Source organism: Thermogladius sp. KZ2Tp1, assembly GCF_051131135.1.
Lineage (GTDB): Archaea > Thermoproteota > Thermoprotei_A > Sulfolobales > Desulfurococcaceae > Thermogladius.
The window spans coordinates 783,933-798,450 of record NZ_CP151274.1 but is presented as its reverse complement, the minus strand read 5'-3'; the positions used below and the strand labels follow the sequence as shown (position 1 = coordinate 798,450).

Sequence of the window (14,518 nt, the reverse complement as noted above, 5' to 3'; positions counted from 1 at the left end):
ACCATTTAATTAACTATGTTGAGCGGCGGTCGTCTAGCCTGGACTAGGACGCCGGCCTGCCACGCCGGAAATCCCGGGTTCAAATCCCGGCCGCCGCACTAGCCCTTTACTAACCCCTACGCGGTTCAGGCCCACCGAGTGAACGCGCGTTCCCTAGCTCGCATTAGCGGCTCACCTCTGTCTTCTACAGGAGCCGGGCGCTCGCAATAGCCGTGCGCCCCGTTGCACGCCCAGGTCGACCCATTGCTGCAATGTTTATGTGCTTCCACTCGATCACTACACGGTGGCCAAGGTGTGTATAGGTTTGCCCAACGTGTTCTTTGAGGTTAGAGGGCGGGTACCCGGCGACTTCCTGTCCTTTGTGGAAGAGGCGATCTCGGGCTTTTACAACGCGGTGGAGACAGCGCCAGAGATACTGGAGGTCTACGTGTTCGAGTCGACGTGGCTCAAGAGGCGGTTCCTGGAGGACGAGGCCCGAGATCTCGGCGTCCTAGTCGTAGGTGACTACCCCGTTTCACACGACGCGTGGCGCGGGTGGCCTAGGATACACCTGGACTACGAGAAACTGAAGAACCTGCAACCACGCACTGTAAGGGCCCTACTCGCGCACGAGTGCGCCCACGCTATACTACACGGCTCGCTATCGAGTTACTTGATACGTGTAGAGGGTTGGACAGAAGAGGAGCTAGGAGAGGGCTTCATAGAGGGCCTCTACCTGGCCTCGACCGTTGTAAAAGACCTTGAAGTAAGCGCGTTTCTGAAAGAGAGGGGTCTCTACGACGTGCTAGCGGACTACTACAGCTATGTTAGGGAGGAACTAGCGGGTACGGATTGTGAGGGTCTCCACGGCCTCTTAGACTTCGCGAAGCTCGCGACTCCCTGCGCCTTAATAGACTGCGACCCACCCCCGTGTAGACTGGCGAGGGGGTGTTGCGCTAAGCGCTGTGAAGATATAGTAGAGGTCTTACGAGAGGTCTCCAGGCTGAAGACGGGTCTCAGTGAGAGAGTAACCTTTCTATTAAGGAGGATAAAGGAACTAGTGGGAGAAGAGAGAGTGTGCTTGTAGGGTGGCCGATGTGCGGAGGGTCTGGGGTTGAACGTGGGGGATGTCATTCCTATATTAATCCTCGTGACCTGCGTACTACCCGCTGCTCTCTCGGGCCCCCTTTCAGTCCACGCAACTCTTAGCAGTACCCCGCCCAGCTCTTGCGATAACGGGGTTGGTCTCGCCGTCGTTAACGCTGTTGGAGTAGTGATAAGTGGACACAATATAACAAATTGCCTCTACGGCGTGTACATTGCTAACTCGAGCCACGTTACCGTCCGGGACCTCTTCGTCTCAGACAACGTTGTAGCAGTTGTCGTAGTGAACTCCCAGGACATCTCCATCGTGGACACAGTTGCGGTGAGGAGTCTAACCGGGGTCGAGATCGTTAACTCTAGCGTCACAATCTACAATTCTACGGTCGAGTCGAACATGGACGGGGTTGTCGTCTTAGCCTCCCCTAGTTTCACCATGCACGGCACCATAGTAGACTACAACACCGTGGGGTTGAGGGCCTACAATACCTCGACCGGGCTGGTTTACGGGAACGCTTTCATCAACAACACGCGCCAGGTGGTGTTAGAGAACAGCGTACTCGAGTGGAACAGCACCTACTACGGGAACTACTGGTCGGACTACAAAGGGGTGGACGCCGATGGAGACGGTGTAGGCGACCAACCCTACACCATCGACGAGTACAACGTAGACTGGAAGCCTCTCGTGCGCTACCCGCCGCCAATCGAAGTGCAGGTTAATACGACGACCACGACAACAACCGTCACCAGGGCGACAACGTCCACGGTAACGACGCCTACTACGACGAGAACAACTGTTCCCACGGAGAGCACTCACACCACAATAGCTACGACGACGGCTGGCACCGCTACAATTACGTCCTCCACAACCACTACCGCATCGCCGCCCTTGCCTACCTCGGTTTACACAACGGCGACCACTACAGTACCAACACGCCCTTGGCCGACAACCACCAGCGGAGGTACGAATACGAGAACTCCTCAGAACACAACCTCTTTTACGACACCTCAGTCGAGATACGCGACATACAGCACTTCTACTACTGTTCAATACTCACCGGGGGCCCCACCGAGTAATCCACAGACTACGACCCCTGCTACGAGCTCTGAAAACCCGAGCGGTGCGACTCTCCAACCCGTCCAAGCAACTGCTTACCTGGCCCTTGGTCTAGCCTTGCTAGTCGCTCTTTTAATAGCGAGAGGCATTACTAGAGTCCGGAGAGAGTAGGCAGTCTTCCGGGTGGTCTATTGACCAGTAAAGACGAGTTGGACAGGCTACTGGCCTTGTACAACATCCCCAGGGCTGGGTGGCTGATCAGAGGGGTGCCGGCCGCCCTCGCCGAGGATGTGGCTTCTCACTCGTACCTCGTAGCCGTCCTAGCTCTGAGAATCGCTCACGAGGCTAGAGGGTGCGGCGGGAACGTCGACGAGGGTAAGGCCCTGACCATGGCCTTAATACACGACCTGCCCGAGGCGCTCACCGGCGATATACCGAGGCCCGTGAAAGAGAGACTGGGCGACGTGGTGGGGAGACTAGAGGAGGAGGCTCTGGGCAAGCTGGGCTTCACTCACTTCAAAGACCTGTACGCGGAGGTGGAGTCGGCTGCTAGTGTCGAAGCCCTTCTCGTTAAGATGGCAGACGACCTGGCTACCTACCTGAGAGCCGTGTACTACCTCAACAGCGGGTTCGAGGGGGTTAGGGACATAGCCGAGAACACGCGGTCTAGCGTGGTGAGCTTGATACCGAGGCTCCCCGGGGGCTTGAGGGAGTGCGTACAGAGATACGTCTCAACCCTACTGGAATACAAAGCTAGGTGAGAGGGCGATCTGCGTGGAGACCGAGCTCGCGAAGAGGAACGCCGCAAATAGGGCGGTCGACATCGTCCTAGAGGGAGGGTACAGGCTCGTCGGTGTTGGTACAGGGAGCACGGTTGAAAAGTTCGTCGAGGAGCTCTCGAAGAGGCTTGAGGCGAGGGAGAGCGTCCTTTTCGTGCCGTCCTCTATTAGTACAGCGCTTTTGTTGAGGCAGGGGGGGTTCAGAGTTCTGGATGCCTCGACTGTCGACTTCGTGGAGATATACGTCGACGGGGCCGACGAGGTCTCGGAAGACGGCTCGATGATCAAGGGCGGAGGCGCGGCTATGACTCTCGAAAAAATACTGGCCTACAGTTCACTGTTCAACGTCTTCATAGTGGACTACACGAAGAAGGTCGAGAGGCTCGGCGAGAGACACCCACTACCAGTCGAGGTCGTCCCGCAGGCGCTCAACCTCGTGCTACACAAGCTCAAGTCGATGGGCCTCGAGGCGGGTGTCCGCGTATCTGGGAGAGGCAAGTACGGCCCCGTGGTCTCGGACCTAGGGGGCGTCATTGTCGATGTGAGAGTGCCCGAGAACGCGGACTTGAACGAGCTGTCTGAGACTATAGAGTCGATACCAGGGGTGGTGTCGACCGGGTTCTTCAAGGGGTTTACCGACCTGCTAATAGTGGGGTACAGTGACAGGGTCGAGGAGCTGAGGTTTACAAGGAAAAAAGGTGTTCACCTAGCTGAGTAGACACCTACAACGTCCCTCTCGAGCGCGTAGACTAGTGGCGGGTACGTGGTGGAGCCTACTGTTAGCCTGTTAAACCTGTACATTAGGCTTGCCCCGAGCTTGACGTCGTAGTACTCGCTCTTGGTGTTCTTCGCCGACGCGCTCGAAATAGACGTTATAATGGCGCCTGTGAGCGATACGTACAGCAGGTTAGCGACCATGCCTCCGAAGGCGGACACAGACTGCTTCATGTACGCCGTAACGGGGTATCCGTACAAGTTGGTTGCGTATGCCGACTCGTACGAGTGGGAGACGAACACCCTCATCACGTCCTGCGCGGGCACCGGGTTGCTTACTGTCGCCTTGCTTATGTCACCTTGCGGGACCACTATTTCATAGTAGTTCATTCTTATAGAGGAGCTCTCGGTCCTCGCCAAGAAGCTCGTACCCCACCTGCTCTTGAAGCCCCAGACCTGGTTTAGCGTTGTGTTCCACCAGACGTCGCTGTAGGCCTGGCTCCCCGAGGCGTACACGTAGTAGTCTGTTATGTAAGTGTACGTCGATCCACCCACCGTTATGCTGAGTCTAGCCGTGTTGACGTAGCTCGACGATACAGTGTAGACTACGCCTCCAGCTACGCTGAGCTGGTTCTCGACGCGAGAGAACACGGGGTTGTCGCCTAGGAACGTGTACGAGACGCTCTGGCTAGAGAGTTTGAGGGCTATGAACCCTCCCACAAGCCAGTAGTTCATGTTGTTGCTCACGGTTATTGACAGGTTGTGCGTCCCTACCAGGAACGGTAGGTAAGGCGTCACGTCGACCACGAACGGGTGGAAGGCGTAGGTGTCGATAGCGGGCACAGGCCTCCAGAGGAATGGCAGTACCCCTCCCGTGTAGATGTATGGGAACGCCTGTGTCACCGCGACCAGCCTACCATCGGAGTAGACCATTATGAACCTGTCCGTGGGTATGTTCGTCCACCAGAACTCGTCGTACGACGCGCCCTCGGCGTACAAGTAGAGGAAGGCCTGAATAGCGTTGGACGGTATGTTGACGACCTGCCACGCGACCGGCTGCCTGGTGCTCAGCGTGACCCACGCTATCCCGGAGGTGTTCCAGAGTGGTAGGACCGCGTCGGGGACGTCTGGCGGCGGTGTCCCGGGGTAGTAGAGCAGGCTGGCGTTGACTACGAAGTACCCTGTCAGCCCTAGACGGGGTATGACCCAGTTGTTGAGTATCATGGTGAAGTTGTGGGGCCCGCCTACCAAGACGGGGTACAGGTACGTCACATCCGCGACTAGCGTGTAGTTGAATCTCTGAGCTGTAGTCCCTATTAATAGAGGTATGCCGTCTACGAATATCCAGAGAGCTCTGTCGTAGTTAACCCCGGGCCTACCGGGGACAGCGCTCTGTAACGTGACGTTGACTCTCAACAGGATCTTTGAGAAGCTACCCGACGGGAGGCTCGCCACAGCCGTTGAGGGGACTGGCGGGTAGTTGGGGTCTGAGAGGTTGTTTGAGGCAGCATTCACCAATATCGGGACTTCGACGGGCTGGGCCGAGGGGACGTAGCCGGGGTAGTCCTGCCAGCTCCAGAAGCCCTGCGTGCCTACGCCAGGTCTAGTGTCTAGCCCGGCGTACAGCGAGTAGCCTGGGGGTATGATCGGCACCGCGTAGGCTTGCTGGACGACCCTCTCTGAGAGGGGGGACACTGCGAGGCTCCTGAACCTAGTACCTGGTTGTACACTGCTCGAGGCCGGGAGGGCCTGCAGGGCGGTTACAAGGAGGAAGCCCAGTGCCAGCACTAGTAGAATTCTCCGCATTACACCACCAAAGTGGAATTATCTCACAGTTGAGATTATAAGTATTGACCATTATCTGGTGTGTACGTCTACCAGCTGCACTTACGTGCTGAATACATACATAGCCTGACCGCACATGCGACGAGAGAGTGGAGGTAGGCCGTTAGGCTACGGGATTACTGCTGGACAACGGCCCGAGGACGGCCAGCCGGGCGCGGACTACTGCTTGGAGAGAACTCCTGTCGCCAGCCTGGCGTTCTTGGAGTATATGAGGAGCTCTTGCGTCGTCTCGATGAGTCTCCTAGCAGTGTCTATCTTGTGCCTGAAGCCGGGGAGAAGGGCGTCCGGGAAACTGACCTTCCTCAGGTTGTCGTAGACGTACTTCATCAAGCGGAGGACCCTCTCCGCCTCTTCGAGTTTGCCGAGGAGCAGCAGGTCGAGGGCGTGCCTCTTGAGCTCGCCGATAAAGTCCGCCAGCCCTAGCAGGTACGAGACGTGGTCTACGCCGATCTCGGCTCTGCTCGGCACCCTACCCTCGGTTATCGCGTAGTAGGTCACGTAAGCCTCTACGTACTCGACTAACGCCCCCTGTAATATTCCGCTGTACAGTATGTCGGGGTGGTCCGCGAGCACGCTCCCCAAGCTGGCGTAGACGTCTCCAGCTCTTCTGATGTTCTCGAGAGCCCGCGACAGGTCGCCTGCGTGTATTAGACGCGTGGCCTCTGTCGAGTACCTCAGTATCTCCCTAGAAGCCTTCAAGACCTGCTCTCTAACCTTGTCCTTAACCGAGAGGTATTCGATCGCCTCGTTTACCTCCTGTTCGAGCCCTATGGTAGACCACCACGTAGAAAGTAGAACGCGAGGGTTAAAAAATCCCGCCGGGGGGACTTGAACCCCCGACCACCCGGTCACTGCCGACCCACCCTCATCCAACCCCTAGCGGGGAGTTTGGTGGGCGGGTGACCCCTACAGCCGGGCGCTCTGCCGCTGAGCTACGGCGGGTTGGGACACCAGACCAATCTCATTATATAGAGACAGCCCTTTTATAAACAACGCCTGCGAGGGTGTAGTGGGCCCGCGGGGACTTGAACCCCGGGCCTCCGCCTCTCCTAGCCTTGCTTGTAAGGGCGGCGTCCTAACCAGGCTAGACGACGGGCCCTAGACTATGATTATGATGATGGAGAGGAGGGTTTTAAACTTGGGAGTAAGGCCCCTTAGGGGCCCGATGTTTAGAAAAAAAGGAGTTGTGGTCAGGGTTTTACCCAGCCAGCTTCCTGTGTAGCACTATGACCTCGTATATCGCGGCAGCTGCGGCAATCAGCGCTAGTATGAGTGTTACCAGCACGTAGTTGGAGACGGTGGACACCTGCGAGCTCAGCGCCGACTGGGCGGAGTCGATCTTGCTCGACAGGCTCGACTGGGCGGAGCTCACGGCGTTCGTGATAGCGGACTGGGCACTACTTATAGCGCTGCTCAGGCTGCTTGTGCTGCTGTCGATCTTGCTCGACACGGCGCTTATGGCGCTCGACATGTTGGCGAAGCCCTTGTCCACCTTGTCGCTTAGAGCCGACAGGCTGCTCGATAGCGTGTTCACGCTACTGCTCAGAGCGTTTACAGTGGACTGCAGCCCTGACACTACGCTAGACAGCGAGTCGACGGTCGCCCTTATCACGCCCACAGTGGTGCTGATTGTGGCCACAGTGCCGTTCAGGCTCAGTACAACACCCTGTATCGTGCCGACGGCAGTCTTAATCTCGGCCACGGTGCCGTTGATGGAGGTGACGACCGGCTGTAGGGCCTGTACAGTCGTCTTTATCGTACCCACGTCGGTCTTGATAGTCGCAATGTCGCCCTGTACCGAGGCCAGGGTGGCGTTAATCTGCTGTAGGTTCACGAGTATCTGGGAAACGCCGGCCTTTATAGCGATCACATTGTCTCTTATGAGTTGTATGTCGGCTACGTCGTTGAATATGCCTATGTAGGTCGGCGCAGACAGGCTACCGTCGGGCATTATCATCCTCAACTCGTAGATGCCGGGCTCTAACACAGGTATGTAGAGACCTGGGAACACGTTCGGCGACAGCACGTCGGTGAGGGTGCCGTTGGGTGTGATCCTCCAGTTCGACACGTGCAGGTTGACGCCCATGATACCGTCGTTGAGGTTCTGCTTGTACTTACCGTCGGCAATAGTGTCTAGTACTGTAGTCCTTATGGCTACGCCCGCGACTCCACCGGTGGCACCGTATGGTAGGCCTGTAGCCACGACCTCAGCTACGTACGGGCCGATAGCTACTGCGGGGTTGAGGTAGAACCCTGGTAGTACCTGGAACGACGTGATGCTCGTCTTAGCTATGTAGACAGCCTGTACCTGGTCGTAGCCTCCAGAAATCCTGCCAACGAACACCCATATCTTGTACATTGCTCCGGGTAGTGTCGGGAATATGAACCACGTCGAGAAGCTGCCCTTGCTGTCAGTCGTGGTGTACGCTACTAGGATACCGTCGGGCAGGAAGCTCGACAAGCTCTGCCCGTAAGTGGCGAAGTAGCTGGGGTACAGTAGCCTCAGGTCGACTGGTGGAACACCCTCGATGAAGACCAGTACTGGCTGGTTGGGGTCGAAGCCAACGCCGGACACTGTCACGTTGGTGCCGAGAGCAGTCTTCCACAGCTGGACCACGTTTGTGGGTGCTGTGACGTTCACTCCGCAGACCGTCATGCCCGAGACCAGGCAGTAGTACGGGCCTGCGAAGCTGCCCGAGACGACACCTATGCCTGTGGTGGGCTCAACTCCGACGATGCTTGTGTACGGCCCTACCGTGCCGGCTGGTGGCGAGAAGAATGCCGTTGGACCGACAGCTATGTTAGTCCTAGCCGAGAACCTCAGCTGGACGGGCGCAGTGATGTTCTGGGTCTCACCGATCTCGTGGCCGCCCCTCACTATGGCCGAGGGCATCAGGACTACCACAATGTTGAAGCCGTCAGCGTCCGGTAGGAGGTTGTAGCTGTCGATCTGCGTGCCGACGACGACGCTGGAGATCGTCAGGGTGTTCTCTGGAACGTCGACGTCGATGAATATGTGGGCTGGGACGCTTACAGTGCCAGCGGCAGTAGTGATGTTGCCTGGGGCGAACGCCCAGCCAAACACTATCACCTTAGCGCCGGGGCTGGTGACCTTGAGAGATGGCATAGAGGCGGCCGCTGCGTTGTAGTCCGTGGAGCCGAAGGCGCTCGTGTAGGCGTTGTAGTCATAGGCCTCTATGTATGCGTTGAAAGTGATCACGTCCTTGAACGTGTAGCTGTCGTTGGTCGACTCGGTGACTATGACCGTGTAGGTGCCTCCAGGTATGTGGCCTATGTTCAGGACGGCAGAGAACACGCCGTATGAGTCAGTGGCGGCTGTAACATTTATTGCTTTATTGTAGTTGTAGAACGAGTTCCTGAACGTGATGGATATTACACCCACATCATGGTCGAAGCCGGTGCCCACTACTAGCAGAGGTGTTATGTTCTCCTCAAGGTCCCTGACTAGCGGGCCAGACACTGTGAGCAGGGCGGTGTAGACGGCTGTGTTGGGGTCGTAGAAGAATAGGGCTGGTATAACGTTTATCGTGGTGCTTGCTGTGACATTGCCGTCGGTGGCTACTATCGTGTAAGTACCTCTGGGCATGTTCTGGACCGACCATATGTATGTGAACACGCCCCTAGCATCGGTCTGGGCAGAGCCGATCTGGGAGCCTGTCTCGTTGATGAAGATGGTCACGCCAGCGCCAGCTGTAAAGCCCACACCAGTTATGTTTACGATCGACCCTGGTATTAGGCCGCCCATACCGCCGGACTTTACAGTCGTGACGTTGAGTATCAGCTTGGGCACTAAGGTGAACGGCACGTAGTCGTAGGTGTTTGCCTCGAAGCCTGGGACGAAGGCGTACACTGCGTAGTTAGTCGCGTAGGGGACGTAGGGCACTACGAGGACGGCCTGGAACTTACCGCCCACTCCGACAGATGCCAGTGTGCTAGCCAGGACCTGGTAGTTGCCTGGGGCCGGCGCAGTACCTGTGTAGTTGACGAACGACACGTTGACAGAGTAGCCTAGAGGCGCTACGCCTGTGACTACGATGACGTCGCCGGGAGAGCCCTTAGTTGGAGTAACCTGTAGCTGTAGGTTGCCTGTGACTCCGGCTACTGCCACTATTGGCGTTACGATAGAGGCGAGTATTAGGGCGAGTACGAGCGTATAGGTTGCTCTACTCATTCCACCACCACACTCGGACTGATAATTGATAAAGGGGGTTGGTTTTTAAGGGTGCGTACACAACCTTAAACCGATCATTAGATCCTGTGCACAGGCCACGGGATGGGCTGCGCCCTCGTGGAAGTCCAGGTTTAACGCTAAGCCTTGAACTCCACGACGATTATGCCTTTAGAGACCTCCTCTCTCAGTATCGAATAGCCGAGCCCTGCTAGCAGGCCCTCGATAAAGCTGGCGGTCATACTTGTCTCGACCTCGCCCATGACCGTTGAGACGCACATAAGCTTGTAAGAGCCGCCCTGCTCGACTACCGAGACCTCGTTTAAGTCCCACCTGGTCTTCTCGAGAAAAGACCTCACGATGTCGAGCGACCCCCTGTACCTGTTCCTGATGTACAGCCCGTAGGCCCTCCCAGCCTCGTAGAACACCCTCCGGACGTCGTCGGTGCCGCCCGTCTTCTCCAGTAGGGTCTCCACCACTTCGTGGGGGACGAACACTGCCCCGAGCTTCTTTTCTACCTCTACTACCTTGAGGAGGTTTATCAGCTCCTCCATGTTGTAGCCCATGTCGAAGGCTTCTACTACCTGCCTCAGTACCCGGTCTAGTAGCTTAGCAAGCGACTCGCCTCTAGCGTAGGCAAGCCTCGCTAGCCTCTCCAGCACGTCCTCCGAGACGTATATTAGCTTCTTCCTGCTCGCGTCAGGCATTGCTCGACCTACCCGCCACGATCACCGTCTTACCCACTACCTCGCTTGAGTCCACCCTGTACCCGAGCCCCTCTAAGAAGCCCTCTACCATGGACTTGAACAGGTCTGCGTACTCCGGGCTGAACCGTGGGCTGGTGGCAAAAACCTCGACCCCGTCACCCAGCTCTCTGATCTCAAGCTCAGGTATGTCCCAGAATATCCAGGGCGCCAGGCTCTTGAACTGCGAGAGAGCCCTCTCGCCGTACTTTGCTTTAAAGGACTTAGCCATCCACACCCCCGCGTCCCTCCAGACCGCGTGCGCCTCCTGGCGGTTCCTGTAAGTTATTTTGACCATAGCCTGGAAGAGGTTCTCGAGCAGTAGCACGAAGCCCGACTCACGTATTTGCTTGAAGAACAAGAACTCGTTGACAACACCGGTGATCGAGTACCCCTCCTTCTCTGCCTTGATAGCCACCTCGAAAAGCTCGTTCACGTAGTCGTACAAGCTGTAGCCCCTTCTCCTGGCGATCTCCTTTACCGCGTCGATCAAGTCCTCGCGGGCCGCAAAAGTCTTCCTCCTAGCCGACACAAAAACCATCCTCAGGTATAGTTAAGTCGCCCCGAATTTAATAATGTAAGTTTGCGGAGGTCGAAGGCTGGAAACCGCGGTGTAGCGTGAAGGTTTAATAGGTTCACCAACACTATTCATCAACCGATAAAGGGCCCGGACATAGAGCGTAAAGCGATGATGAGCTTGGGCCATTAAGCAGGGGAAATGGCCCGGGTAGCTCAGCCTGGTAGAGCGCCGGGCTGTGGACGGCCCCTTAAGGGGGCCGGCACAGACCCGGAGGTCCCGGGTTCAAATCCCGGCCCGGGCCCTTCGTCTAACCCATTTGTCTTTGACCTTACAGCCTAATGGATGAGGGTGGACCGTTCTACTCTCCGAGACCTGTTTAAGGCGTGTTAAGGGGCGTCTCTGCCAGCATTGACCTGAAGATTGGAATAGCAGCTTAGAATTCAACGCCCCAGTCCCCGAGATGGAGCCCTCTAGAGTCACCCCGTTCCAGTCTTAGTCTCTGGAATGCCGTCTCTAAAGCCCCGCGTGCTCCTCGGGCATGTGCAACCTCGAGGAGCTCTGAGGGAATAGTGGGCGCCTGTTGTACGGGGGCGATACCCCTAGCTTCTCGACTTCGAGTAAGCAATGAGCATGGAGGAGAGGGCCGCTGCTGTGATGAAGCACCCTGCTCTCAGCGTGTTGGAGCCCACTAGGGGTTGAGCCGGTAGGAGGAGGATACCGCCGAGGCTTGTGAAGAATATGACCTGCCCGAAGCCGTGAGTCCTGTTGTTCACCCCGCTCCTCTCCGCGACATACGAGTACACTGACGTGTCTAGGAACGGATATATCGGGACCAGCCAGAGTAGGACCGGTACGATACCGCTCGTCAGGGCGAACAGCCAGTAGGTAACCAGGTAGGAGGCGCCCGACGCTATGTAAACGTTTAACGGACCATACTTGTCGACCACGCGGCCCGACACCAGCCTCGCGAAGGGGCTTATTAGGGAGCCTATGAAGCCGTAGAACAGCCCGTACAGGACGTACCTTGTCCCCTCGTCTACCTGTGGGAACAGCTCGTCTATACTCGTGCTAAGCTTTACAGCGCCCACTGCAAAGAACATCTCACGGGCGAATACGATTAGAGTTAAAGACGTGAGGAAGGCTGTCAGCCCCCCGCTCCTTAACCGCCACTCGATTTTACCGTTGCTATCGCTTTTCCCCGTAGGGCTCAAGGCCCAGCCCGCCACGAACGTGGTGGCGAACAGGAGTGCTATTAGCAGGAACACGAGAAAGGCCCCACCCATCTTGTACACGAGGCCAGATAGTAGGGCTCCGACCCCGAAGCCTAGCCCTGTCGCGACTGTGAAGCTACTGTAGGCCTTACCGTACTCGCCTGTTACGTCCTGGAACACGGAGGAGACGACGCTTGGCCACGACAAGGCCCACAAGAGGCTGGAGAAGCTTATGACAGCCGAGAAAGCGTACGGCTCCTTAATGAAGCTCGATGCGACGATCGGTAGTGAGGAGAGGCCCCCGATCAGAATGCTCTTTCGGCCGAGGCGCTGTTCCAGGAGGGCTGCGAAAAGCGAGGCCATGCTCATGCCCCACTCCAGACCCGCCAGCAACATGACAACCCTGCCTGCCGACAACTCGTCGACTAGGTACCTCCGTGTAAACGAGTAGTAGACTCCCCATCCCAGGGTATTCACGAAGGCGACAGCCGCGTAGGTGCTCATCTTGTCCTTGAACATTGCTCCACCACGCTAGTCGAGACTACCTCGTTGCGGCGTCTTTTAGCCTTCTTATTGTACCCGCCCGAGTTTAAAGCTGACTCAGCTGTAGACCTCGACGACCGGGTCGACCAGCCTGTAGTCCACAACTAGACCCCTGTCCGTGATCCCGATCTCGGGTACGGACGGTAGCGAGACGAACTCTAGCTGCATGAACGGGTTGGGGAGGCTCGACCCCAGAACGTGCCTCGCTATGTACTCAAGCCTGTTTAACCTCTCCACTACCTCCTCGTAGCTCCTTGTCGACATCAACCCCGCGAACTCGAGAGGAAGCTCCGCCAATATCTCGCCGTCCATTACGGCGACGAAGCCCCCACCTATCTCGCTCAGCCTCTTCACGGCGACGTACATGTCTGAGGGGTCTACGCCGACCACCACTATATTGTGGTGGTCGTGCGACACGCTTGATCCTATCGCTCCCTTCTTCAGGCCGAAGCCCTTCACAAACCCCTTGCCTACGTTGAGCAACCCCTTGTGCCTCTCTACCACTGCTATGTGGATGATGTCGCGCCCTACGTCCCCAACCACTACTCCGCTCCTGACCTCGAGCCACTCCCTCAGCTCCTTCTTGAGGATCTGTCCGGGAGTCACTCCTATCACCCGAACCAGGGCCTTTCCACTCTCTGAGCCGGCTTTTACCACAAGGTCGCCCGCCTTTAGAGCCGGGTTGACTCTCACGGTGCTCCTCGCCCACTCGGGTATCTCCACTCGCGGGACCTCGAACATGAGTCTACCCTCTTGGTAGACGACCTCGCCGTCGAAGACAACGGTCCTAATGCCCAGCTTCTCGAGGCTGTCCACGACCACCACGTCCGCCTTACGGCCTGGCGCCAGAGAGCCTATTAAGTGGTCTAGCCTGAAGTACATGGCGGGGTTTATAGTCGCCATCTGAACTGCCACGACGGGGTCTAGACCCTCCTCAATAGACTTTCGTACATTGTAGTCGATGTGCCCCTCTCTCAAGATGTCCGTTGGGTGCTTATCGTCAGTGCAGAACATCAGGAGACGGTGGTCCCTGAGCCTGCCCATCAACCCCTTGATCACGTCGGCGAGGTTCCTCTCGCTACTACCCTCCCTCACCATGACTGCTACACCCCTGACCAGCTTAACAAAGGCCTCGTCGCCAGACACGACCTCGTGGTCGTCTGTTAGCCCAGCTGACGCCAGAGCGTTAACGAAGTCTTCCTCTACCACTCCAGCCATGTGACCATTAGACCTCTTCCCGAGCCTCCTAGCCGCCTCAACTCTCCTCAGGTAGCCCGGGTCTCTCAGTACGTTCTGGTAGTTCAGCTCACCAAGCGAGACAGCGGAGTCTTCTCTGAGCAACTCCTCCACGTCTCTGTCCTCTAGGACAGCACCCGTGGTCTCTAGCCCTGGTGCTGTGGGGACCCTGGATGGGACTTGTACGAATACCCTGATCTTCGACATCTTACTCATCTCCACTAGTAGCCTGACACCCCCTACCCCGAGGACATTGGCTATCTCGTGGGGGTCTGCCATGAGAGTGGTGACGCCGTGCGGTATGAGGAGGCGTGCTAGCTGCTGTGGGATGAGTAGTGTGCTCTCTATGTGGATGTGGGAGTCTATGAAGCCGGGTAAGAGGTAGTATCCTTTAACATCTAGTACCAAATCGGCCTCTCTAACTTTCTTAGTCAACCCGATGACCCTGTCCTTGTAGATCTCGAGGTTTCCCTCGACAACGGTACCGGTAAACACGTCGACGACACGCGCGTTCTTCAGGAGGAGGGTCGGCCTCCTCTTACCAGCGGCCGCCTCAAAGTACTCGATGAGGCTCTGCGCCAAGAACGGCACACCACTGTAT

11 protein-coding genes and 4 tRNA genes are annotated in these 14,518 nt (G+C 57.1%); 6 read left to right on the top strand and 9 right to left on the bottom strand.

Annotated features, from left to right (window positions below; translation table 11 throughout):
* Window positions 1-22: 22 nt before the first annotated feature.
* The 5 genes from WLZ34_RS04495 (at window position 23) to rpiA (ending at window position 3,634) form a co-directional block, all read left to right on the top strand.
* A tRNA-Gly gene (locus tag WLZ34_RS04495) sits at window positions 23-98 on the top strand.
* A gap of 206 nt (window positions 99-304) precedes the next feature.
* Window positions 305-1,066 carry a hypothetical protein gene (locus WLZ34_RS04490; protein ID WP_434730897.1) on the top strand — a complete coding sequence of 254 codons (762 nt, stop codon included), beginning with the start codon at window positions 305-307 and terminating at the stop codon, window positions 1,064-1,066.
* Between the two features lie 63 nt (window positions 1,067-1,129).
* Window positions 1,130-2,308, top strand: a complete 1,179-nt coding sequence (locus WLZ34_RS04485) for a NosD domain-containing protein (protein WP_434730896.1) — start codon at window positions 1,130-1,132, stop codon at window positions 2,306-2,308.
* Window positions 2,309-2,328: 20 nt separating this feature from the next.
* The gene (locus tag WLZ34_RS04480; RefSeq protein ID WP_434730895.1) at window positions 2,329-2,898 is read left to right on the top strand and encodes an HD domain-containing protein; all 570 of its coding nucleotides are present in this window, start codon (window positions 2,329-2,331) and stop codon (window positions 2,896-2,898) included.
* Window positions 2,899-2,911: 13 nt separating this feature from the next.
* A complete protein-coding gene (rpiA, locus tag WLZ34_RS04475; protein WP_434730894.1) occupies window positions 2,912-3,634 on the top strand; it encodes a ribose-5-phosphate isomerase RpiA in 723 nt (240 codons plus the stop codon).
* On the opposite strand, the gene WLZ34_RS04470 is transcribed toward rpiA, so the two are convergent.
* The 7 genes from WLZ34_RS04470 to WLZ34_RS04440 form a co-directional block, all read right to left on the bottom strand.
* Window positions 3,619-5,436 carry a peptide-N4-asparagine amidase gene (locus WLZ34_RS04470; protein WP_434730893.1) on the bottom strand — a complete coding sequence of 606 codons (1,818 nt, stop codon included), beginning with the start codon at window positions 5,434-5,436 and terminating at the stop codon, window positions 3,619-3,621. The two genes, rpiA and WLZ34_RS04470, sit on opposite strands and share 16 nt — an antisense overlap.
* Before the next feature lie 198 nt (window positions 5,437-5,634).
* Window positions 5,635-6,174 carry a haloacid dehalogenase gene (locus WLZ34_RS04465; RefSeq protein ID WP_428727515.1) on the bottom strand — a complete coding sequence of 180 codons (540 nt, stop codon included), beginning with the start codon at window positions 6,172-6,174 and terminating at the stop codon, window positions 5,635-5,637.
* Window positions 6,175-6,288: 114 nt separating this feature from the next.
* Window positions 6,289-6,417: transfer RNA gene (locus WLZ34_RS04460), tRNA-Tyr, on the bottom strand.
* 68 nt (window positions 6,418-6,485) lie between these two features.
* A tRNA-Val gene (locus WLZ34_RS04455) sits at window positions 6,486-6,574 on the bottom strand.
* A 99-nt stretch (window positions 6,575-6,673) separates the two neighbouring features.
* Window positions 6,674-9,667, bottom strand: coding sequence for a hypothetical protein (locus WLZ34_RS04450; RefSeq protein WP_434730892.1), 2,994 nt, complete (start codon window positions 9,665-9,667; stop codon window positions 6,674-6,676).
* Between the two features lie 137 nt (window positions 9,668-9,804).
* Window positions 9,805-10,371: a hypothetical protein gene (locus tag WLZ34_RS04445; protein WP_434730891.1), complete on the bottom strand. Its 567-nt coding sequence runs from the start codon at window positions 10,369-10,371 to the stop codon at window positions 9,805-9,807.
* A complete protein-coding gene (locus WLZ34_RS04440) occupies window positions 10,364-10,948 on the bottom strand; it encodes a hypothetical protein (RefSeq protein ID WP_428727512.1) in 585 nt (194 codons plus the stop codon). Before WLZ34_RS04440 ends, WLZ34_RS04445 begins: the two co-directional genes overlap by 8 nt.
* A gap of 180 nt (window positions 10,949-11,128) precedes the next feature.
* Here WLZ34_RS04440 and WLZ34_RS04435 point away from each other — a divergent pair.
* Window positions 11,129-11,228: transfer RNA gene (locus tag WLZ34_RS04435), tRNA-His, on the top strand.
* 298 nt (window positions 11,229-11,526) lie between these two features.
* Here the strand turns inward: WLZ34_RS04435 and WLZ34_RS04430 are convergent.
* Together WLZ34_RS04430 and ade are read right to left on the bottom strand one after the other, a co-directional pair.
* Complete coding sequence (locus WLZ34_RS04430) at window positions 11,527-12,657, bottom strand: MFS transporter (protein ID WP_434730890.1); 1,131 nt, start codon at window positions 12,655-12,657, stop codon at window positions 11,527-11,529.
* 81 nt (window positions 12,658-12,738) lie between these two features.
* Entirely contained in the window at window positions 12,739-14,508 is a 1,770-nt protein-coding gene (gene ade / locus WLZ34_RS04425; RefSeq protein ID WP_434730889.1) for an adenine deaminase, read from the bottom strand.
* Window positions 14,509-14,518: the final 10 nt, after the last annotated feature.